The organism is Mycobacterium sp. PDNC021 (genome assembly GCF_048282635.1).
Taxonomy (GTDB): Bacteria; Actinomycetota; Actinomycetes; order Mycobacteriales; family Mycobacteriaceae; genus Mycobacterium; species Mycobacterium llatzerense.
Map to the genome: position 1 here is coordinate 3,779,334 of NZ_CP182502.1, position 21,819 is coordinate 3,801,152.

At 66.2% G+C, this 21,819-nt stretch carries 18 protein-coding genes and 3 pseudogenes; 10 read left to right on the top strand and 11 right to left on the bottom strand.

What is annotated here, in order from left to right; all coding sequences use genetic code 11:
• Positions 1-174: 174 nt before the first annotated feature.
• A complete protein-coding gene (locus ACNO8X_RS17885) occupies positions 175-1,086 on the bottom strand; it encodes a DUF389 domain-containing protein (RefSeq protein WP_418002093.1) in 912 nt (303 codons plus the stop codon).
• Between the two features lie 9 nt (positions 1,087-1,095).
• Positions 1,096-1,572 (bottom strand): winged helix-turn-helix transcriptional regulator, encoded by a 477-nt coding sequence (locus ACNO8X_RS17890; RefSeq protein WP_418002094.1) that lies wholly within the window; start codon positions 1,570-1,572, stop codon positions 1,096-1,098.
• A 96-nt stretch (positions 1,573-1,668) separates the two neighbouring features.
• Here ACNO8X_RS17890 and ACNO8X_RS17895 point away from each other — a divergent pair, with 96 nt between their 5' ends.
• On the top strand, positions 1,669-2,853 hold the full coding sequence (locus tag ACNO8X_RS17895; RefSeq protein WP_418002095.1) for a thiolase family protein: 1,185 nt from the start codon (positions 1,669-1,671) through the stop codon (positions 2,851-2,853).
• Positions 2,854-2,916: 63 nt separating this feature from the next.
• Here the strand turns inward: ACNO8X_RS17895 and ACNO8X_RS17900 are convergent, their stop codons facing one another.
• On the bottom strand, positions 2,917-3,378 hold the full coding sequence (locus tag ACNO8X_RS17900; RefSeq protein WP_418002096.1) for a nitroreductase family deazaflavin-dependent oxidoreductase: 462 nt from the start codon (positions 3,376-3,378) through the stop codon (positions 2,917-2,919).
• A 78-nt stretch (positions 3,379-3,456) separates the two neighbouring features.
• On the opposite strand from ACNO8X_RS17900, the gene ACNO8X_RS17905 reads away from it, so the two are divergent.
• Positions 3,457-5,994, top strand: coding sequence for an alpha/beta hydrolase fold domain-containing protein (locus tag ACNO8X_RS17905; protein WP_418002097.1), 2,538 nt, complete (start codon positions 3,457-3,459; stop codon positions 5,992-5,994).
• On the opposite strand, the gene aspS is transcribed toward ACNO8X_RS17905, so the two are convergent.
• Positions 5,987-7,789, bottom strand: coding sequence for an aspartate--tRNA ligase (gene aspS, locus ACNO8X_RS17910; protein WP_418005947.1), 1,803 nt, complete (start codon positions 7,787-7,789; stop codon positions 5,987-5,989). The genes ACNO8X_RS17905 and aspS overlap by 8 nt on opposite strands.
• A 67-nt stretch (positions 7,790-7,856) precedes the next feature.
• Here aspS and ACNO8X_RS17915 point away from each other — a divergent pair, with 67 nt between their 5' ends.
• Positions 7,857-8,738: an oxidoreductase gene (locus tag ACNO8X_RS17915; protein WP_418002098.1), complete on the top strand. Its 882-nt coding sequence runs from the start codon at positions 7,857-7,859 to the stop codon at positions 8,736-8,738.
• A gap of 2 nt (positions 8,739-8,740) precedes the next feature.
• Here ACNO8X_RS17915 and ACNO8X_RS17920 read toward each other — a convergent pair.
• Positions 8,741-9,364 (bottom strand): annotated as a pseudogene (locus ACNO8X_RS17920) (phosphoribosyltransferase); the annotation flags it as partial.
• A 102-nt stretch (positions 9,365-9,466) separates the two neighbouring features.
• On the opposite strand from ACNO8X_RS17920, the gene ACNO8X_RS17925 reads away from it, so the two are divergent.
• Positions 9,467-9,934: an MPT63 family protein gene (locus tag ACNO8X_RS17925; protein WP_418002099.1), complete on the top strand. Its 468-nt coding sequence runs from the start codon at positions 9,467-9,469 to the stop codon at positions 9,932-9,934.
• Between the two features lie 33 nt (positions 9,935-9,967).
• Positions 9,968-10,468 (top strand): SRPBCC family protein, encoded by a 501-nt coding sequence (locus tag ACNO8X_RS17930; RefSeq protein ID WP_418002100.1) that lies wholly within the window; start codon positions 9,968-9,970, stop codon positions 10,466-10,468.
• Here ACNO8X_RS17930 and ACNO8X_RS17935 read toward each other — a convergent pair.
• Positions 10,456-11,976 carry a carboxylesterase/lipase family protein gene (locus ACNO8X_RS17935; RefSeq protein WP_418002101.1) on the bottom strand — a complete coding sequence of 507 codons (1,521 nt, stop codon included), beginning with the start codon at positions 11,974-11,976 and terminating at the stop codon, positions 10,456-10,458. The two genes, ACNO8X_RS17930 and ACNO8X_RS17935, sit on opposite strands and share 13 nt — an antisense overlap.
• Before the next feature lie 62 nt (positions 11,977-12,038).
• Here ACNO8X_RS17935 and ACNO8X_RS17940 point away from each other — a divergent pair, with 62 nt between their 5' ends.
• A complete protein-coding gene (locus ACNO8X_RS17940; protein ID WP_260939189.1) occupies positions 12,039-12,929 on the top strand; it encodes a neutral zinc metallopeptidase in 891 nt (296 codons plus the stop codon).
• Between the two features lie 98 nt (positions 12,930-13,027).
• On the opposite strand, the gene ACNO8X_RS17945 is transcribed toward ACNO8X_RS17940, so the two are convergent.
• The 4 genes and pseudogenes from ACNO8X_RS17945 to ACNO8X_RS17960 form a co-directional block, all read right to left on the bottom strand.
• Complete coding sequence (locus ACNO8X_RS17945; protein ID WP_418002102.1) at positions 13,028-14,266, bottom strand: DUF222 domain-containing protein; 1,239 nt, start codon at positions 14,264-14,266, stop codon at positions 13,028-13,030.
• Between the two features lie 14 nt (positions 14,267-14,280).
• Positions 14,281-15,105, bottom strand: coding sequence for a transposase (locus tag ACNO8X_RS17950; RefSeq protein ID WP_418001500.1), 825 nt, complete (start codon positions 15,103-15,105; stop codon positions 14,281-14,283).
• A gap of 125 nt (positions 15,106-15,230) precedes the next feature.
• Complete coding sequence (locus ACNO8X_RS17955) at positions 15,231-15,575, bottom strand: transposase (protein ID WP_418001499.1); 345 nt, start codon at positions 15,573-15,575, stop codon at positions 15,231-15,233.
• A gap of 189 nt (positions 15,576-15,764) precedes the next feature.
• A pseudogene (locus ACNO8X_RS17960) lies at positions 15,765-16,586 on the bottom strand (integrase core domain-containing protein); the annotation flags it as partial.
• A gap of 60 nt (positions 16,587-16,646) precedes the next feature.
• Between ACNO8X_RS17960 and ACNO8X_RS17965 the strand changes: the two are divergent.
• Entirely contained in the window at positions 16,647-18,032 is a 1,386-nt protein-coding gene (locus tag ACNO8X_RS17965) for an IS256 family transposase (RefSeq protein ID WP_418002103.1), read from the top strand.
• A 20-nt stretch (positions 18,033-18,052) separates the two neighbouring features.
• Here the strand turns inward: ACNO8X_RS17965 and ACNO8X_RS17970 are convergent.
• A pseudogene (locus ACNO8X_RS17970) lies at positions 18,053-18,490 on the bottom strand (IS481 family transposase); the annotation flags it as partial.
• Between the two features lie 350 nt (positions 18,491-18,840).
• Between ACNO8X_RS17970 and ACNO8X_RS17975 the strand changes: the two are divergent.
• Genes ACNO8X_RS17975 through ACNO8X_RS17985 form a run of 3 tightly spaced genes read left to right on the top strand, consistent with a single transcriptional unit; the run spans position 18,841 to position 21,814 of the window.
• Positions 18,841-19,440: a TetR/AcrR family transcriptional regulator gene (locus ACNO8X_RS17975; RefSeq protein ID WP_043988283.1), complete on the top strand. Its 600-nt coding sequence runs from the start codon at positions 18,841-18,843 to the stop codon at positions 19,438-19,440.
• A complete protein-coding gene (locus tag ACNO8X_RS17980) occupies positions 19,437-20,996 on the top strand; it encodes a flavin-containing monooxygenase (protein ID WP_418002104.1) in 1,560 nt (519 codons plus the stop codon). The genes ACNO8X_RS17975 and ACNO8X_RS17980 overlap by 4 nt, the downstream gene beginning before the upstream one ends.
• Positions 20,993-21,814: a mycofactocin-coupled SDR family oxidoreductase gene (locus ACNO8X_RS17985; protein WP_418002105.1), complete on the top strand. Its 822-nt coding sequence runs from the start codon at positions 20,993-20,995 to the stop codon at positions 21,812-21,814. Before ACNO8X_RS17980 ends, ACNO8X_RS17985 begins: the two co-directional genes overlap by 4 nt.
• Positions 21,815-21,819 lie beyond the last annotated feature (5 nt).

Below are 21,819 nucleotides of genomic sequence, written 5' to 3' on the forward strand. Positions count from 1 at the left end.
TGGCGAAGGTGCCGCTGCGGCACTTAGTGTGGCAGCCGCCGGTACTGTAGCGCCTCTGGCAAATTCTCAGGCCGAAATCTACCGAGCCGGACGGACCGGCTTGATTCCGAGTTCATGCGGTGGAATCGGTACCCCGCCGCGCACCGGAACCGGCCGGTCGCAGGCCGGAGAAAGCTAGCCGCGGCGGGCCCGGTTGTATCCCGCCAGGACCAGTACCCCCGCCGCCACGATGCCGATCATGTTGACCGCCAGCTGCCCGGCCGACGCCAGTGCCACATCCCAGTCGCCGGTGGTGGCCGCGACCACTGACATGCCGGCCGCCGGAACTGTCGTCACCGAGATGAAAACCCCAACCAGCGCAGCCGATTTCGACGTCACCAGGGACAGCATCCCGGCGGCTCCGGCCAACAGCGCCACGACGAACGAGAACGGCCCGACCTGGAAGATGAAGTCGACATTCTGCAGTTCATGGATGCTGCGCACCGCCACCCAGCCCAGTGCTTCGAATCCGAGCGTGGCCAGTGCTGTGACGAGCATCGCCGCCGGGAATCCGATGAGCAAGGCCAGCGCCGCGCGCTTCGCCAGATAGCCCTTGCGCCGCACGACCGCGACCGCCAGCGCGGCCAGCGGCCCGAATTCTGGGCCGACGACCATGGCACCGACCACGGTGATGGCCGAGTCGGTGAGCACGCCGACGGCGGCCAGCAGGCAGGCGATACAGAGGAACGCCATGTAAGAGATGCCGAGGCTGCTCTGCTCGCGGGTGCGCAACACCAGTTCGTCCCAGACGACAGCGTCTTCGCCGTCGCCGTCGATCTCGTCCTCGGCGCGGTAGGCGGCCGTCGACAGCACGGTGTCGAGCACCTCCATCGTGATGGCGCCGTCCTGGTCGATGCCGAGCGCCCGCAGCCCGCCGATCAGTCCGTCGGCGGCGTCGCGGGCGATGTCGGCGGTGATGACGTCACCTCGCGGATCGATCGCCGCTCCGGGGTGAGCCACCACGTTGGCGATGCCGCCATGGTGCCGATAAAGGTCGAGCACCGATTCGGCGAGCTCCGGCGGGGTGATCACACGTAGATGCAGCACTGCCGAAGATTACCGACCGCGGCGACGTGCCAGCTTCATTCCGAGTTCGTCCGGCGGGATCTCGTGTCCCGCTGCGCACCGAATCTCCACGGTGGCGTCGGCGCCGCACCCGAGGTGGGTGAGCCGCAGGCCGGTGTCCCCCAGGTGGCGCCGGCCCCATTCGAACATCGCCCACACCACCGGCATGAAGTCGGTGCCCGCCGGGGTCAGCACGTATTCGTCGCGGCTGCGCTGGCCGGGCTCCTGGTACGGCCGTTTGGTCAGCAGGCCGGCCTCGACGAGTTCGGCCAGCCGGGCCGACGTGGCCGCTTTCGTGATGCCGACGCGCCGGGAGAAGTCATCGAAACGCGTTGTGCCGTAATAGGCCTCGCGCATGAGCAGCATGGCGGACTTGGTGCCGACCAACGACATCGTCTTCTCGATGGCGCACTGGCCGACGGCCGACCACGTGTCACGTTCGGCGAGGACACCCTGGAGCGCTGTCATGCGAATCACTCTACCGCTGGGTTGCTCTTGCCATACTCAGGTGTTAGATCTGAGTATAGGAAGCAGTACTCAGCGTGGAGTTGCAGGAGGATTCTCATGTCGGGTTACACAGACCGCGACGCCGTGATCGTGGCCGCGGTACGCACGCCGGTCGGCAAGGGCAAGGCCAATGGCGCGCTGCACGACGTCCTGCCCGCCGACCTGCTGGCCCACAGCCTGCGGTCCGTGGTGGCACGTACTGGCATCGACCCGGTCCTGGTGGACGACGTCATCGCGGGTGCCGTCACGCAGGCCGGCGACCAGGCCGCCAACATCGCCCGAAATGCCTTGCTGGGAGCCGGCTTCCCCGAGAGCGTCCCCGGCACCACCGTCGACCGGCAGTGCGGCAGTTCGCAGCAGGCCATTTCCTTCGCCGCACAGGGCGTGCTGGCCGGCTCGTACGACGCGGTGATCGCCGCCGGCGTCGAGTCGATGTCCCGCGTCCCGATGGGCGCCGCCGTCCTACCGGGCAGCAACCCGTTCGGCGTCGGACTGGCCGAGCGCTACCCCGACGGCCTTGTCCCCCAAGGCATCAGCGCCGAACTGATCGCCGCTCGCTGGAATCTGTCCCGCACCCAGTTGGACGAGTTCTCGGCCGCCAGTCACGAGAAGGCGGCGCGCGCCGCCAAGGACGGATTGTTCGACAACGAGCTGGTGCCGGTGGCTGGCCTGGCCGCCGACGAGATCATCCGGCCGGGCACCTCCGTCGAAACCCTGTCCGGGCTGAAGCCGGCGTTCTACAGCGACGCCTACGCCGCGCGCTTCCCCCAAATCCGTTGGGAGATCACGCCGGGCAACTCGTCGCCGCTGTCCGATGGCAGCGCCGCCGTCATGATCACCAGCGGCGCCTTCGCCCGCAACCACGGCCTACAGCCGCTGGCCCGCATCCACACCATGACCGCGGTCGGCTCCGATCCGCTGTACATGCTCACCGGCGTCATCCCGGCGACCGAGAAGGTACTGGCCCGCTCCGGGCTGTCGCTGTCCGACATCGACCTGTTCGAGGTGAACGAAGCGTTCGCCCCGGTCGTGCTGGCCTGGGCGGCCGATACCGGCGCTGATCTGGCCCGCACCAACGTCAACGGTGGCGCCATCGCCATCGGCCACCCTCTCGGCGCCAGCGGTGCCCGCATCATGAGCACCCTGGTCAACGCCCTCGACCAGCGCGGCGGACGCTACGGCCTGCAGGTGATGTGTGAAGGCGGCGGCATGGCGAACGCCACCATCATCGAGCGGCTGTAAGACCTCCTGAATGACGCAGCCCCGGCAGTCCGTCCCCCTGTCCTGCCGGGGCTGCGGCCACACTCAGGCGCGAACCAGCTCGAACAGCGGGATGACGCGCGAGGTCTTCGCCTGGTAGTCGGCGAAGACGGGGGCGACGGCCGTGATCAACGGGTACGTGGCCTCGCGCTCGTCGTCCGGCAGCTCGCGCGCCACGACGTCGTAGGCGTCGATTTCCCCCGTCGCTTCGCTCGCCCCGCCGGTACCGATCTCGATGTGGGCGGCCGGGTTGGCACGCAAATTGTGGACCCAGTCGGGGTGCGTCGGAGCGCCGGCCTTCGAGCCGACGATGAGAATCTTGCCGTCGACCGGCAGATACGCCAGCGGCGACATCCGCGGCTGACCCGACTTGGCACCGGTGGTGTGCAACAGCAGCAGGTTGCCGCCTTCGAACTGGCCACCCACCTTGCCGCCGTTGGCGCGAAACTCGTCGACGATGCCGGCATTGAAGGCGTGGAAAGATTCAGCATCCGTGAATTCGGTCATGACTGACCCAACCTCGTGAACTGACCCAAATGTTCCCGCTCCTCCGCGATACTTGTCTGATATTTGACGGAGGTGCCAATGACGCCAGAAGTCGACGCCGTCGTGGTCGGAGCCGGATTCGCCGGCCTCTACCTGATCCGCAAGCTTCGCGAGCGCGGCTTCTCGGTTCGCGTCTTCGAGGCGGCCGACGACATCGGCGGCACCTGGTACTGGAATCGGTACCCCGGCGCGCGGGTCGACATCCCCAGCCTCGACTACATGTTCAGCTTCGACCCGGACTGGCACCGGGACTGGCGGTGGTCGGAGAAGTACGCGACCCAGCCGGAAATCCTGCGCTACCTGAACCACGTCGCCGACAAGTTCGACCTGCGTCGCGACATCACACTGGGCACCCGGGTCACCAGCGCCCATTGGGACGACGGCACCTGGCGGGTGCGAACCGATCAGGGCGACGACGTCACCTGTCGTCACCTCGTGATGGCCACCGGATGCTTGTCGATCCCCAAAGAACCCGACATCGCGGGCATCGAAACCTTCACGGGCGAAACGTATTACACCAACCGCTGGCCCCACGAACCCGTCCATTTCGCCGGGCAGCGGGTCGGGGTGATCGGCACCGGATCGTCGGGCATCCAGTCGATTCCGCTGATCGCCGCGCAGGCCGCGCGGCTGACGGTCTTCCAGCGCACGCCGTGTTTCTCCATCCCGGCGCACAACGGCCCGGTGTCCGAGGAGAAGCGAGCTGCGCTGGCCGACGAACCCGCCTACCGCGCCGCGGCACGCGCGTCGTTCGGCGGGGTGCCGCAGGAACGCACACTGATCCCGACGTTCGCGGTGCCCGAGGCCTACCGCGAGCAGCGCTACGAACGCGCCTGGCAGATCGGTGAGCTGCTGGAAACGCTCAACATGTTCTCGGACCTGATGAGCAACCCGGCCGCCAACGAATCGTTCGCCGACTTCGTCCGGGGCAAGATCCGCGCCGCGGTGCGCGATCCACAGACCGCAGAACTGTTGTGTCCCAACGACTATCCAGTCGGCGCAAAGCGCCTCTGCCTCGACACCGACTACTACGCCACCTTCAACCAATCACATGTGCGCCTGGTCGACCTGCGGACCCAGCCACTTGTCGGCGTCACCGAGACCGGCGTCGAGACCGTCGGTGAATCCTTCGACGTAGACGCGCTGGTGCTCGCGACCGGGTTCGACGCCATCACCGGCGCGGTGGCGGCCATCGACATCGTCGGCCGCGACGCACTCGCGCTGAAAACCAAATGGGCACAAGGGCCGTCGACCTACCTCGGCCTGACCACGACGGGATTCCCGAACCTGTTCCTGATCACCGGACCGGGTAGTCCGTCGGTGCTGTCGAACATGGCGGTGTCCATCGAGCAGCACGTCGAGCTCGTCGCCGACACATTGGCGTACCTGCGTGCGCACGGCTTCGACACCATCGAACCGACCCCGACCGCCGAGGCCGGCTGGATGCGGCACGTCGCCGATGCAGGCGCCATCACCATGTTCCCGCAAGCGAATTCGTGGTACGTCGGCGCGAACATCCCGGGCAAGCCCCGGGTCTTCATGCCCTACGCGGCGGGTGTCGACTTCTACGCCGCCGCCTGCGCCGACGTCGTCGGCCAGGACTACCTGGGCTTCCACCTGACCGGACCGACTGGCTCACAATGCCACGACGGCGTGGTCAGGCGGCTGCAACCCGACGTTCAGCTGGTGCTGGAGATGGTCGCGGCGATGAATCCGCCTCCGCTGGAATCACTTCCGGTCGAGCTGGCCCGGGCCGCGATGATCGAGGCGAACAGCACCCGGCCGCCGGGACCGGAGGTGGGTGAGGTCCTCGACGGCGGATTTCCGGGGGCCGCAGGCGAACTCGACTACCGGCTGTACCGGCCGGCGAGCCCCGGCCCGCACCCGGTGGTCGTCTACTTCCATGGCGGCGGCTGGGTGCTGGGCAACGCCACGTCCGACGACCCGCTGTGCCGCGACCTGTGCGTACGCACCGACGCACTGGTCATCTCGATGAATTACCGGCACGCGCCGGAACATCCGTTTCCCGCGGCCATCGACGACGGCATCGCCGCGCTGCGGTGGGTCGCCGACCAGGCCGCCGCGCTCGGCGGCCTGCCCGACCGGTTGGCGGTGGCCGGATGGAGCGCGGGCGGCAACATCGCCGCGGTCGTGTGCCAGTGGGCCCGCGACCACGGCGGCCCGCGCATCTGCGGGCAGCTGCTGCTCACCCCGGCGACCGACGCGCAGCCCTACCCGTCATATGTCGAGAACGCCGACGGCTACGGACTCACCACACCGCTCATGCAGTGGTTCACCGCGCTGTACGACGGCCCTGTCGACGACCCGCGACGGGCCCCGCTGCGCGGCGACCTCACCGGCCTGCCACCGGCGATGGTGGTGACCTGCGAATTCGATCCGCTACGCGACGAAGGCAACGCGTACGCCGCCGCACTGGCCGCGGCGGGTGTGCCCGCCGAGCACGTCCAGGCCCGCGGCCACACGCACCTGTCGACGACGATGGTCGACCTCGTCGTGTCCGGCGCCCCCATCCGCGCCCAGATGGCCGCGGCGTTGCGGGGGTTCCTGACTACTTAGCCTCGACCTTCTGAGCCTCGGCCTTCTTGGCCTCAGGCTTGAAGTCGATGCCCGACTCCTTGCGCTGCTGCGCGGTGATCGGCGCCGGCGCATCGGTCAGCGGGTCGACGCCGCCGCCGGACTTCGGGAAGGCGATGACGTCGCGGATCGAGTCCACCCCGGCCAGCAGCGCGGTGATGCGGTCCCAGCCGAAGGCCAGGCCGCCGTGCGGCGGTGCGCCAAAGGTGAAGGCGTCCAACAAGAATCCGAACTTGTCTTGCGCTTCGGCTTCGTCGATGCCCATCATCGCGAACACCCGCTCCTGGACATCGCGGCGATGGATACGGATCGAGCCGCCGCCGATCTCGTTGCCGTTGCAGACGATGTCGTAGGCGTCGGCCATGGCCGCGCCCGGGTCGGTGTCGAAGGTGCCGATCGAGTCGGGCTGCGGCGCGGTGAACGCATGGTGCACGGCGGTCCAGGCGCCGGAGCCGACGGCGACGTCACCCGATGCGGTGGCCGCGTCGGCGGATTCGAACAGCGGCCAGTCGACCACCCAGGTGAATGCCCAGGCGTTGGGGTCGATCAGGTCGAGGCGCTTGGCGATCTCGATGCGCGTCGCGCCCAGCAGGGCACGGGCACCCTTGGCCGGACCGGCCGCGAAGAAGATGCAGTCACCCACCTTCGCGCCGACCTGCTCGGCCAGACCGGCACGCTCGGCGTCGGTGAGGTTCTTGGCCACCGGTCCACCCAGCTCGCCGTCCTCGCCCACGAGCACGTAGGCCAGGCCCTTGTGACCGCGCTGCTTGGCGAACTCCTGCCAGCCGTCCAGGGTCCGGCGGGGCTGCGACGCACCGCCCGGCATGACGACCGCACCCACGTACGGCGCCTGGAACACCCGGAACGGGGTGTCCTTGAAGTAGTCGGTGCACTCGACGAGTTCGACGGCGAAGCGCAGGTCCGGCTTGTCCGAACCGAAGCGGCGCATGGCCTCTTCGTAGCTGATGCGCGGCAACGGCAGCGGCAGGTCGACGTCGATCAGCTGCCACAGCGCCGCGAGCACCCCTTCGGCCACGCCCATCACGTCGTCGGCGTTGACGAAGCTCATCTCGAGGTCCAGCTGGGTGAACTCCGGCTGGCGGTCGGCGCGGAAATCCTCGTCGCGGTAGCAGCGGGCGATCTGGTAGTAGCGCTCCATGCCGGCCACCATGAGCAGCTGCTTGAACAGCTGCGGGCTCTGCGGCAGCGCGTAGAACGAGCCGGGCTGCAGGCGGGCGGGCACCAGGAAGTCACGGGCGCCTTCGGGGGTCGAGCGGGTCATCGTCGGGGTCTCGATCTCGACGAAGTCGTGCTTGTCCAGCACGCCGCGGGCCGCGGCATTGACCTTGGAGCGCAACCGAATTGCGTTGCCCGGGCCTTCTCGGCGCAGGTCGAGGTAGCGGTACTTCAGGCGGGCTTCCTCGCCTGGGGTCTCGTCGAGCTGGAACGGCAACGGGGCACTTTCGGACAGCACCTCGAGCGTCGTGGCGTTGACCTCGATGTCGCCCGTCGCGATGTCCTTGTTGGCGTTGCCGTCCGGCCGCACCTCGACGATGCCGGTGACCAGCACACAGAACTCGGCGCGCAGCCGGTGCGCCTGCTCGAGCACCGCGGCGTCACGGAACACCACCTGGGAGACCCCGGACGCGTCGCGCAGGTCGATGAAGATGACGCCGCCGTGGTCGCGCCGGCGCGCCACCCATCCAGCCAGCGTCACCGTCTGACCGGCGTCGGTGGATCGCAACGAACCGGCGGCGTGACTGCGCAACACGAATATCTCCTCAAGAAAGTCTGAATTCGAGCGCTAAGTCTAGAGGGGCGCCTCGACCGGTAATTTGGCGACAGTGAGCTTTGCCCTCGTAGGACCGGGTGCCATCGGATCAACGATCGCCGCACTGCTGTACGCGGCGGGTCGCGAAGTGCTGCTGTGTGGACGGACGCCCCGCGGCGCCATCGAGGTTCGGGTGGACGGCACCGCGCCGATCGTGGTGCCCGGCCCGGTGCACACCGATCCCGAAACCGTCGCCGGACCGGTCGACGTGGTGCTGCTTGCGGTCAAGGACACCCAGTACGCCGCGTCGGCTCCGTGGCTGGCCCGCCTGTGCGGTCCGGACACTGTCGTCTGCGCTCTCCAGAACGGCGTCGAACAAGCTGACCGGCTGCGCCCCTACTGCCCCGAATCTGCCGTCGTACCTGCGGCGATCTGGATTGCAGCGGAGACCCAACCCGACGGGTGGGTGAAGGTGCTGCAGGCCCCGCGGCTGGTACTGCCCGACGGCCCTGCCGCGACGAGGCTGTCGGCGGCCATGGACGGCAGTGGGATCGGCATCGAACTGGATCCGGACTTCCTCAGCGCTGCGTGGCGCAAGCTGTTGGTCAACGCCGTGGTGGGCTTCATGGTGCTGTCCGGCCGGCGCTCCGGGATGTTCCGGCGCGACGACGTCGCCGCAGTGGCCCGCGGGTATCTGGCCGAATGCCTGGCAGTCGCGCGGGCCGAGGGCGCGACGCTGCCCGACAGCGTGGTCGACGAGATCGCCGACATGCTCAAGCAGGCGCCCACCGATATGGCGACGTCCATGCTGATCGACCGCGAAGCCGGCCGCCCGCTGGAATGGGACATCCGAAACGGCGTCATCCAACGCAAGGGCGCCGCGCACGGCATCGCCACCCCGATCAGCGACGTGCTGGTGCCGCTGTTGGCCGCGGCGAGTGACGGACCGGGTTAACGCAACAGCCGGCGCACCTCGTCGTCGCTGACCTGATCGAAATCGCGGTAGGACTCCCCCACTGCGGCGAACGGCGTCGGCAGGTCGGCGCAGACCACGTCGTCGACGATCCCGGTCAGCTGCCGGCATGCCGACTCGGTGCCGACCGGGACCGCCACCACCAACGTCCGCGGTCCGCTCTCCCGCACCACCTCGGCGGCCACGCGCATGCTGGCGCCGGTGGCCATGCCGTCATCGACGAGGATCACGGTCCGCCCCTTGACGTTGGGCGGTGGCCGGCCTTGGCGGTAGTCCGTTTCGCGCCGCACCAACTCGCGGCCCTCGGCTTCGGCGACCTCGGACAGCGTCTGCTGCGAAATCTGTAGCGGCCCAACCACATCCTGATTCACGACGATGTGCCCACCACCGCCCAGCGCGCCCATGGCGTACTCCTCGTGACCGGGCACGCCCAGTTTCCGGACGACGCAGGCGTCCAGCGGCGCATCGAGCGCGGCAGCGATCTCCGACGCGACGGGCACCCCGCCGCGGGCCAGACCGAGCACGAGGACATCGCGTCTGCCGCGGTACGCCGTCAGCAGACCGGCCAGTACGCGCCCTGCCTCTGCACGGTTGCGGAAGACGCGTCTCGTTAGATGATTTCGCGTGCCTCAGATCCTATTCCCATCAGCGTCGTTGCGTGGTAATCCGTAATTGACACAAGCCAAGAAAATAGCGTCGAGGAGGCAGAAGTGAAGCTCACCGGAACAGCTGTTGCGGTTCTCTCGGTGGTCGGCATCGCCAGTGCACCGATCGCGTCGTCGGCCGGCTATCCGCTCGTCGGCAAGCTCGGCAGCACCTTGAAGATGACCGACAGCGTCGGACAGGTCCAGCTGAGCTGGCAGGTCTCTGACCTCAAGCCGAGCTCCGATGTCATGCCGGGCTATCCCGTCGCCGGAAAGCTGTGGGAGGCCACGGCCACTGTCCGCGCGCTGAGCGGTCCCGTCACCCCCGGTGTCTCGCAGTTCAACGCCGTCGCGCCGAACCTGGCCAGCTACCGCGTGCTGTGGATGGTCGCCAGTCCGATCAACATCAGCGGCGCAACCATCCCGCAGGGCGGGCAGTCGACCGGAAAGATCCACTTCGACGTCACGGGCGCCGCGCCCACGACGGTGACGATGAACAACGGCATGGAAGACCTGATGGTCTGGACGCCGTGAATCAGTAGACACTCTGCTCTAGGGTGTCTACTCATGAAGACCTACCAGTGCGAGCCCGTCGGCGTCGACTTCATCGACAGCGCACCGTTCCGCTTCGTCAGCAAAGTCGAGCTGGCGATCAAACCGGAGCAGCTGTTCGAGGTCTTCTCCGATGAAACGTCCTGGCCGCGCTGGGCGACGCTGATCACCAACGTGGAGTGGACCAGCCCGAAACCGTACGGCGTGGGCACCACCCGTACGGTGACGATGCGCGGCCATATCGTCGGCGATGAGGAGTTCATCGGCTGGGAGCCGTTCTCCTACATGGCTTTCCGCTTCAACACCAGCACCTCCAACATGCTCTCGGCCTTCGCCGAGGGCTACACCGTCGAGGAAACCCCGGACGGTTGCCACCTGACGTGGGTGATGGCCATGAAGCCCAGCGGCCTCGCCGGTGAGCTGGGCATGCGGGCCGGGCGCCCGATGATGGCGTGGCTGTTCCAGCGGTTCCTGCACAACCTGCGCCGCTACACCGACGAGCGTTACGGCGCGTAGAGCCCTGCCCAGACCTGCCGGCGGACCTGGTCCGGGTCATCGATGGTTTCGTCGCGCATCGAGCCGATGACCCTGGTGGCCCGCCGGTCGGTGTCGTAGGCCGGCCAATCGGCCATGCCGCCGGTCTTCGTCGCGAAATCCAGCCGCTCACGGGACGCGAAGTCCAGCCATAGCCGCTGCATGCGCCGGCCGACCGACGGCTGCACCTGACGCCCGAGCGGATGCAGTATCCGGCCCATGTACGAGCCGTAGCTGTGCTGGATGTGCACGATCTCGCTGCCGTGCGTCGCGCCGAGACCCAGCACCTTCAGCGTCCACGTGGTGTGGTCGAACCGGTAGACGTGCGTCGGCGCGTGCTGACTGTAGGCATCCGAGAAGGCCCACGTCGGGGCGCCGAACATGACGTCGGAGCCGATCCCGATCAGTGCCCGGCGCCGCGGATAGCTCGGATAGGCCTGCAGCACAGCATCTTTCGCGTCCGGTGCGACGCGCGCGAAGTAGTCGTCGACCATCGGGACGGTGGTGGGCAGCATCGGCGGCTTGCCCCACGCGAACATCGACGCCTCGCGGCTGTTGGTACCGACGATCAGCGGCACCTTCGCCACGGCCCCGGCCTGCGCGGCCGACACCGGATGCGCAGGTAGCAGGTCGACGCCGTAGGTCAGCCCGTAGGCCAGCTTCGGACTGTTCGCCGCGCTCTCCCCCTGCAGCTGCCCGGCGGCGCGGCGCAGTTGGCGCTGCGGCAGCGCGACGATCTCGCCGACGGGGACGTCCAGGCGGCGCACGAACTCATGGGCCTGGCGGGCCCGGGTCTCGCGGTCGGCGATCAGCGGCAGCGCCGGGCTCTGCGCGATGGCCCGGCCGAACAGTCCGTCGGCCGCGGGACTGGCCAGCAGCGCCAGCACTGATGTCGCACCGGCCGATTCGCCGAACACGGTGACCTGGTCGGGGTCGCCGCCGAACGCGGCGATGTTGTCGCGCACCCACTGCAGTGCCGCGATCTGGTCCCGCAGGCACAGGTTGTCGTCGAATCCCGGGCCGAGGTCACCGAGTTCGAAACCGCCGAACACGCCGAGCCGGTAGGTGACGTTGACGACCACCACGTCGCCGTTGGCCGCCAGCCGGGATCCGTTGTACAGCTGCAACTGACCGGCCCCGAACACGAAGGCGCCGCCGGGAATCCACACCATCACCGGCAGTGAGCCCGTCACATCGGGTGACCACACGGTCACGGTCAGGCAGGCTTCGTCCCGCATCTTGGGGTCGTCGCGCCCGCCGCCGACGAACGACTTGCCCTGCGGCGGGATGGGTCCGTGGTCGATGGCGTCACGAATGCCGGACCACGGGATCAGCGGTTGCGGAGCGCGGAACCGCAACGGCCCGACAGGCTGCTCGGCATAGCCGACGCCACGCCAGACGTGCACGTTGCCTTCGGTGGTGCCACGAAGGGCGCCCGCCACGGTGTGAACGATGGTCGAACGGTCGATGGTTTCGGGCTGGACGGCCACACTGGAAATCCTAGTGTGGAAAGCTGGCATCCAGTCGTATTCGAGGCCCGGACGGAGCGGTGATGACCTTCAACGAAGGTATGCAGATCGACACGAGCAATACGTCGACCAGCGGGGGTGGCGGTTTCGGCGGCCGTGGCATCGCGATCGGCGGCGGCATGGGTGGCTTGGTGATCGTGGTGGTCGCCATGTTCCTCGGGGTGGACCCAAGTTCGATTCTCGGCCAGCAGAACCAGGCGCCCCAGTCCAGCCAGGGATCCAGCGCCTACGACCTGAGCAAGTGCAAGACCGGCGCGGACGCCAACAAGTACCTGGAGTGCCGCATCGTGGCCACGGGCAACTCGGTGGACGGCGTGTGGTCGCAGCTGCTGAAGGGCTACACACCGCCGAAGATTCGGCTGTTCCGTGGCCAGGTCAGTACCGCGTGCGGCCCGGCGGACACCTCGGTGGGCCCGTTCTACTGCCCCGGCGACAAGACGGCGTATTTCGATACCAGCTTCTTCCAGACCCTGGTCGACCAATTCGGTTCCAGCGGCGGCCCTTTGGCGCAGGAGTACGTCGTGGCGCACGAGTTCGGCCACCACGTTCAGAATCTGCTCGGTGACATCGGCAAAGCGCAGCGGGGGCCGAAGGGCGCTGAGGGCAACAGCGTCCGCACTGAGCTGCAGGCCGACTGCTACGCCGGCGTGTGGGCGCACTACGCCTCGACGGTCAAACAGAAGAGCACGGGCGTCCCGTTTCTGCAGCCGTTGAGCGACAAGGACATTGCTGACGCCTTGTCCGCCGCCTCGTCGGTCGGTGACGATCGCATCCAGAAGCAGGCCACCGGTCGCGTCAACCCGGAGTCGTGGACGCACGGATCGTCTGCCGAACGACAGAAGTGGTTCACCACCGGTTACCAGACCGGCGACCCCAAGCAGTGCGACACGTACAACGCACAGGATCTCGGTTAGGTCGTGTGACGGTCCCGGCAAGCCACGGGCCGGTGGCGCGCTGAAATCCGCGGCCCCCGCACGGCAACACTATTCAGTTGTCAAACTGCAAGTCGGTCTTACGCGGCCGCATCCAGTCGCATGGTGCGGCGGTTGTAGGCGGGAATAGCTCGCCGGTTCGGGTCGACGGTGGCTGGTGGGATGAGCCACGGGTGTTTGTCCAGGCCCATGACGACGTCCCAGCCGTCGTGATGGACATTCGCGTGGCAGGCCGGGCACAGCAGGCACCCATTACTCAGGCTGGTTTCGCCGTCGTGGGTCCAGTGCACGATGTGGTGAGCATGGGTGCGTCCGGGCGGTGCGCCGCATTTGATGCAGCACTGATCACGCAGATACAGCGCCTTGCGCAGATGCGCCGGGAACAGGCGTTTCTCGCGCCCCATGTCCAGCGGCACCTGCTCCCCGTCCACCAGCACCGTGGTGACCGTGGCGTCACAGCCGATCCGTTCCAGGGTCCCGGCACTGATCGGCCCCATGAACTCCAACGCGGCCAAATCCGGGGTATCAGCAGGCACCGTCACCAACAATTGCGTGCGCGGCGCGCTGGCGATGTCCCCGCCGCGGGCGGCGATATCCAACACCGCCTCCCACGCATCAGCACGCCGCCGTGCCGCGGTGCGGATGTCGGGACTGCCGTCCGGTTCAGGCCGCGGCGCCGACAACTCCTCCATCGCGGCGACGTATTTGGCGCCGACCTCAGCATCCAGATCCGCCCGCACCTGCAACCGGCCGTCACTGGTCACGCGATGGTCCACGGTGTTGATCGACCGGTCCTCCGCCGCCGGCAACCCACCCTCGGCGGCGGCCACCCGATTCCCCAGCCGGCGGGCACGGTCACCGATCGCGGCCGGAGTAGCCCCCGAGAAGAACTGCCCCAACAAATCGGTGACCTGCTCGAACCGGGCCGCCTCATCAACAGGACCTGGCGACCGCGCCCGAATGTGATTGATGCCCTTCACAATCGCATCAACATGCTCACCCGAGACCGCCCCATCAGCAGCATGCGCCACCAAGGTGGGTAGCGACGGCAACGCGGCACCGACCCGGACCAATCGTTCGGCAACCGCAGGTGCGCACCCCAACGAGATCAGCAGCTCCCGCACCGTCCGCCCCTGACCCGCCGCCACACCACACCGATCCAACGCACCGGCCACCATCGCCGCCAGATGATCAACCACGTTTCGCAGCACCACCAGCGCCCGCATCACGCCGAGAGCGTCGTCGCCGGTGACATCGTCAGGGATACGCAAAGCGCAGACACCATCGACGATGGTGTCGAGTTCCGTCGAGGTACTCATGGTTCTGTCTTGCGTCAAGAAGTTGGCAGGTTTTGTGGGTTCGTCGAGTTTAGGTAGGCCTGTTTGGGGGTGCGGTCGTCGAGGGCTTGGTGGGGTCTGATGGTGTTGTAGATGGTTCGGAAGTGGTGGGCTTCCATGTCGAGGGCGTCGCCGTCGCCGATGTATCCGCGAAATAGGTGCTCGTATTTAAGGGTGCCGAAGAACCGTTCGATGACGCCGTTGGTTTGTGGGGATTTGATCCGGGTTCGGACGTGCCGCAGCAGTGGGTCGGTGTGGTCGGCGAACAGTGCCCCGAAGTCCTTGCCGCGGTAGCAGGGGCCGTTGTCGGTGACGATGGCGATCGGTGCGGGTGTCTGGCCGATGATGTTGTCGTGGGCGTCGAGGACGTCCATCAGGGCGCGGTCATCGCGTAGGTCGTCGATAGCCAGGACGCGTTGGGCTTCGTCGATGGCCAGTTGTATGCAGCGCACGGCATCGATGCCGCGGCTGGTGGGGGTGACGGTGATCGCCAGGCAGTATTTGGTGGCGTAGTCGATGACGGCACTGATCCTCCAGATGCCGCCGTTGGTGGTTTCGAATTCGGAGAAGTCCGTCTGCCAGACCCGGTTGCGTTCGGTGGGTGGGTCGCGGAACACTTTGCGGCGCAATATCGCCCAGGATTTGCGGTCGGCGCGAAATCCCTGGGGCAGCAACAAGCCTCGTCGTTTCAGTGCTCGTTGCACTGAGGAATTGGTGACGTCGTGGCCGTCGGCGCGCATCATGGCGGCGATCTTGCGGTAGCCCCAGGCTGGCCACGCTTCGGCGTATTTGGCAGCCAGGCCTTCGACGCGATCAACCACCGGCGCCGGCCACGGACCTCTATCCGCAGCGCCATGACGCAATCGGGCCAACCGCCGCCGGTAGGTGCGTTCGGGGATGTCTGCCAGTACCGCGAACCTCGAAACCGGCAGCCCCGCCGCCTCTCTTAGGGCTTCGAGGTCTTGGAAGGGACCTGATCGATCAGCGCGGCACCGCGCTGCCAAATCCGAAGCTGCACCGTGGCTTCGGCCAGCGCCAGTTTGAGTTGCTCGTTTTCGATCTGCAGGCGCCGCTGTTCGGGTGTGCCCTTAGCCCCGGCCGGGCCGCTGGGCACCTCCTCAAGCCGCTCGGCGCCAGCGGCTAAAAACTGATGCTTCCACTTCGTCACGGTTTCACGGCAGACCCCGCTGCGGCGTGCGGCCTCCCCGCACGTCATTTCGTTGGCCAACACGGCCAGCACCAGTCGGGTCTTTTCTTCGGCAGGGATCTTCGTCCGTCGCGATCTGGCCATGACTCACTCAACCTCCTGAACCCTGGCCTCGTTGTGGATAACGCGACCCTGCCAAAAAGTTTGAGTCAGTAGAGTTCGATTCTATCGAACATACGTTCGATAGACAAGGACTGTGTTCGGATATCCACCTGTGATGTATCAAGACATCGGTGACAGTTCTGCATCAAGACATCGGTGACAGTTGATGTGTCAGGACGTCGGTGACAGTTCGGTGTTTTTGGGGCGGCCACCACGGGGTCTGCCGTTGCCGACGTACCTGACTCCGGGTGCGGGTCGGGTGTGTTCGGCGAGGACCTCACCGAGTAGGTCGGTGATGATGATCGCGTTGTCGATGCTGACCACAAGCACTTTCTCAAAGGCTCGGTGCGTGTCGACCATGTAGCTCACGTAGTTCAGCGTGATGGTGCCTGCGGTGCTCACCGATCTGAGGCGAGTGCCTGCGGGCAGGTCTACCGGCGCCGGCGGTGTGGGCCTCGGGCGTGGCGCGGGCCGGTCGAATAGTGGCCGATCGGGCTTGGGGCGGGGTGGGTCGGCTTTAGGGGTGGCCTCCCACGCGGTCGAGGGTGTGACGCGCCCAGGCAGTCCCTGGTGCGGGCGCTCGGTGTTGTAGATGTGGTCGAACTCATCGACCTGGGCCTGCAGTTGCTCAAGCGATTCGGCGAGCGGCTGCTTGTCCAGGTAGCGGAACAGCGTTTGATGGAAGCGTTCGTTTTTGCCCTGGGTGGTCGGCTTGTAGGGCTTGCCGGTGATGGCCTCCACCCCCAGGGTGCCCACGTGGGCGACGAGTCGGCCGTGGTGTCCGCGCCGTGTCGGGTTCAGCGCCGCTCCGTTATCAGATAGCAGTCGTTGGGGCACACCATGATTGGCGACGGCCTTATCGAACACGGCGATCGCCGCTTCGGCGGTCTCGCTGCAGGCCACGTGGGAGCCGACGGCGTAGCGGGAGTGGTCATCGATCAGTTGCAGGATCACGCATGTGCGACCACCAGCCAGAACGTACTCGGTGCCGTCCGGACCTGTCAGATGGTTTGTGTAGGAGCTGCATGAGCCAGATGGAGCACGATGATGTCCATGGTTGTTCGGCAGGACAGTCAGGCCGCTGACGGCGAAGACGATGATGATGCGGACCGGTTGGTTTCGGGCCGGCAGGCGTTCGAGGAGTTGAAGGCCGCGGGCGGTTTCGATGAGGTACTGGCCAAGATCGACGCCGGTGAGCTGCAGTTGACCGGCGAGGGTGGCTTTCTGCAGGAGATGGTCAAAGCGGTCCTCGAGCGAGGCCTGCAGACCGAGCTGTCCAGCCATCTGGGCTATGACAAGGGAGATCCCGTCGGTCGGGTGTTACCCAACTCCCGCAACGGTTTTAGCGCCAAGACAGTGGCCAGTGAGGTTGGTGATGTGACGCTGGCGATCCCGCGTGATCGCGACGGCAGCTTCATCCCGATGCTGGTCCCCAAAGGGTCGCGGCGCGTGGGCGGACTGGATTCGATGATCATCAGTCTCTACGCCGGCGGCATGACCATCCGCGATATCGAACATCACCTAGCCACCACGATCGGGACCGAGATCTCGCGGGAAACGATCAGCAAGATCACCGATTCGGTGCTCGAGGAGGTCCTCGAATGGCAACACCGACCGCTAGACCCGATGTATCCGATCGTCTATCTGGACGCCTTGGTGATCAAAATCCGCGACGGCAACCAGGTCCGCAATAAAGCTGCTCACATCGCCGTTGGCATCGATATCGACGGTATCCGCCATGTCCTGGGGATTTGGGTTCAGCCCACCGAGGGGGCGAAGTTTTGGGCCGGTGTATGCGCTGAACTGGCCAATCGTGGCGTCAAGGATGTGCTCATCGCCTGTGTGGACGGGTTGACCGGTTTCGGTGACGCGATCGCCGCGACGTGGCCGCAGACCATTGTTCAAACGTGCACCGTGCATCTGATCCGGGCCTCGATGCGTTTTGTCGCCTACGGCGATCGCAAACCAGTGGCCGCCGCACTGCGTGGCATTTACACCGCACCCACCATCGATGCTGCTGAAACCGCTTTGCACGAGTTCGCCGGCTCAGCGTGGGGGCAGAAGTATCCCACCGCAGTTCGGGCCTGGGAATCGGCCTGGGAACGGTTCACCCCGTTTCTGGCGTTCCCACCCGCGGTCCGCAAAATCATCTACACCACCAACGCGATCGAATCGCTGAACTACCAACTCCGCAAGATCATCAAGAACCGTGGGCATTTCCCCAACGATCAAGCGGCAGTGAAGCTTTTGTGGCTGGCGATCTGCAACATCGAGGACAAACGGGCCCGAGAACGCGTCCGTCAGCGCGAGCGACTGGCACCTCGCGACAACAAACGGACAGACCGCCTCGTCGAAGGCGCCATCGTCGTCGGCCGGAAACACGCACTGGCCGCCCTCGTCCTTAACTACCCAGACCGACTAGAGCCCTACATCTACTAAATGACCGCCACTCATACACAAAAATCTTGACAAGCTCTGCCGTCCAGTTGCCAGCACGCATTCGGGGCCGGATACACGAACCGGCGCCACGATGAGCGCGGCTTCTTCTTCGGCTCCACGCGGGCTACCCCGGCCTCGCGGAAGATGCGTGCCAGCGACGCCGTCGACGGGACCTGGGCCAGGCCCATCGTGCGCATCTTCTCGTGCACGCTGATCGGCCCGTGATCGAGTCCGGACTGCTCCAGTGCCGCACGTACCCCGATGGCCTGTTTCTTGACCTCACCACTCAACTCCGACGGGCTCGATTTCGGTCGTCGGGTCCTGGGCTCGAGCACCGCCGCCTGACCATCGTTCTTGGCACGGTTACGCAACACGTAGAACGACTTCCGGGAAATGCTGTGCTCGGCGCAGAACGTCGAGACCGCCCCGCGAGGCGCGTCATCGGGCCACTGCGAGATCGCCAGACGGACACGAGGATCGATCGGTTCATTGACAGCCACCCACCGAGCCTCAAGGCGATAGAACTGTCACCACCAAGAACACTCAAACTGTCACCGATGTCTTGATGCAGAACTGTCACCGATGTCCTGAGACATAACAGTTCGGATATCCACCGCCAAGAATCAGGGTCCGCGGGCGTGCGCGTTCCGCGGAGACCTCACCAACCTGTCGGGCAGTTCGGTACCGACGTTCGCGCCTCCAACTGCCGCGAGGGACCACGGGGCGCATGCCGTCATCAGACTTCATACATAGAACGCAGATCACCAAATCATTGACCACATTGAACAAATTTCGTTAATGTGTGCAAATGCCCGCCAAGCCGCCGACACCCCGCACCATCTCGCCGGCACTGCTCGAAGCCACCGCAGAGACACTCCATCGTTTGGGCCCAAGGCAATTCAGCCTCACCGCCGTCGCCGAAGCTGCCGGCGTCTCGCGCGGCACGGTCTACAACGCACTCGGCGGTCGTGACCACGCCATCGGCGTCGCGCTGGACCACCTGGCCTCGGCGTTCGTCGACGGCATGGCCACCGAGATCGACAAGCAGTCCACGCTGGCCGACCAGGTCGCCGCTGCCGCCGTCCTGATCTGCGCCCACCGGCAGAGCTCCCCCTCGGCACCGCAGAAGGGCATCAACGAGGGCATCGTCGTCCTGCTGTTGCGCAACATCGGCGAAGACCTGATGAAGCGCGCGGTCGAACTCTGGAAGCCGCGCGTCAAGGCCGCACAACGCGACGGTGAAATCGGCGCCGGCGTCGACCCGGCCCGTGCCGGCGAGTGGATCGTGCGGGTGCTGCTGAGCTTCGAACTCCTGCCGCCCATCGGCGTCAACCTCGACAACCCCCGCGCCATCCGGCGCTTCGTCACCGACCACATCATCAACGGACTCACCGGAGAGACTCAATGACCACACCCGACCACGAAGTGGTCATCATCGGCGCAGGACCCGGCGGCATCGCCGCCGCGCACCTGTTGCAGCAGAAAGGTATTCACGACTTCGTCATCGTCGACCGCGGTGACGACTTCGGTGGCACCTGGCGCGACAACCACTACCCCGGACTCGCCGTCGACATCCCGTCACCGTGGTACCAGCTGTCTTTCGCACCCAACCCCAACTGGAGCCGGTTCTTCGCGCCGGGGCCGGAGATCTACGCCTACCTCCGCGACACCGCCGACACGCTGGGGCTGCGTCCGCACCTGCACGCCAACTCCGAGGTACTCCGCCAGCAGTGGGACGACGACGCCGGCCTGTGGCGGCTGTCCATCCGCAATCAGCCGGACGTGACGGCACGATTCCTGATCAGCTCGGTCGGCGGCTACGTCAATGCCAAGAACGTCATCGACATCGACGGGATCGAGGACTTCGAGGGCACCATCATGCGCCCCAACGCCTGGGATGACGACTACGACGTCCGCGGCAAGCGGGTCGCGGTGATCGGCACCGGCTCCAGCGGCGTACAGATCACCGGCGCATTGTCCGGGGTCGCCGCGAATCTCGATGTGTATCAACGCACTCCGGCATGGGTACTACCCAAGGTCGACTTCGTCATCCCGCCATGGCTGCGGCAGCTGTTCAAGGTGCCGGGCTTCGTCAGCACGATCAACATCTTCGGCCGGTTGCTGATGGACGCCACGATGGTCGTACCGATCATCCACGTGTTCTCCCGGCTGCCGCGCAAGGTGCTGACCAAGCTCATGCCCCTGTACGACGGCAACAGCCGCAACCTCTATCGGCTGCTGCTGCGCACCACCGTGCAAGACCCGGCAACGCGGAAAGCGCTGCTGCCCCGCTACGGAATCATGGCAAAGCGTCCGGTGATCTCCAGCTCGTTCCTGCCGGCGCTGAACCATCCCGATACGCACCTGATCACGACTCCCATCGAGCGGATCACCCGCGACGGCGTTCGCACCGTCGACGGAGTGGACCATCCCGCAGACCTACTGGTCACCGCCACCGGCTACGAACTGTGGACCGACCCGGAAACCTATCGACCCGGAACCATCCTGGGCTCAAACGGATTCGACCTCGCCGAGTACTACCGAGCCCACGGATTGCACGCCTACGCCGGCACCGCCCACCCCCGGCTGCCGAACAGGTGGGAGATCGTCGGTCCACTCGGGTTCGTCGGCTTCGCCTGGATGGACTGGGTCGAAACCATTGCCGCCCATGCGGTTCGGCTGATCGACGAAGCCCGCCGGAATGACGCGCCAGTCGTCGCGGTGAGCAACGACGCGTTCCACAAGTGGAACGCCCTGATGGACCGGCGCGGTCGCACCGCCCACACGTACTACACCCGCGCTACCGAACTCAACACCTATTTCGTCAACTCCCAGCACGAGACGCCCTACTACCGACCGCAAACAATCACCGGCTCAAGGATTTTCGCGCGGCGCTCGCCGCTCACGGACTACGAGTTCAGCGACGTCCGGGCCACCACGATGAGTGAGGAACTCAGCGCATGACCGATCAACCATTGGCCGGCAAGGTCGCCTTCGTCACCGGAGCCGCTCGGGGACAGGGTCGTTCGCACTGCATCCGGCTGGCGCGAGCGGGAGCCGACATCGTCGCGATCGACGCCTGCGCACCCGTGGCCGCGGCCAACGGGTACGAGCCCGCGACGCCGGCGGACCTGGCCGAGACGGTCAATCTCGTTGAGGGCGAAGGCCGCAAGATCTATGCCAAGGAAATCGACGTCCGGGACGCCGAAGGCCAGCAGCGAGTGGTCGCCGAGACCATCGAGCAGTTCGGCCGGTTGGACATCGTCGTCGCCAACGCGGGCGTGCTGAACTGGGGTCGCCTCTGGGAGATTTCCCAGCAGCAGTGGCAGGACACCCTGGACATCAACCTGACCGGAATGTGGAACACCATCCGGGCCGTGGTGCCGGCGATGATCGAGGCCGGCAACGGCGGCTCGATCATCGCCACCAGCTCGGCCGCCGGGATCAAGGCGGTCCCGGGCTGCGGACACTACTGCGCCACCAAGTTCGGGGTCGTCGGGATGATCAATTCGCTGGCCGTCGAGCTGGGCGAGTTCGGGATACGGGTGAACTCGATTCACCCGTACGGCACCGACACCCCGATGGGCATGGACGTGTCCATGTACCAGGTCCTGCAGGACCATCCGCAGTACATCCACAGCTTCTCCCCCGGCGCGCTGCCGACGGATTCGCTGATCAAGCCGGACCAGATCTCCGACATCGTGGTGTGGCTGGCCAGCGATGCATCGTCGTTGGTAACGGCTGCGCAAATCCCGGCAGACAAGGGATATCTCAAGATTTGACCGGG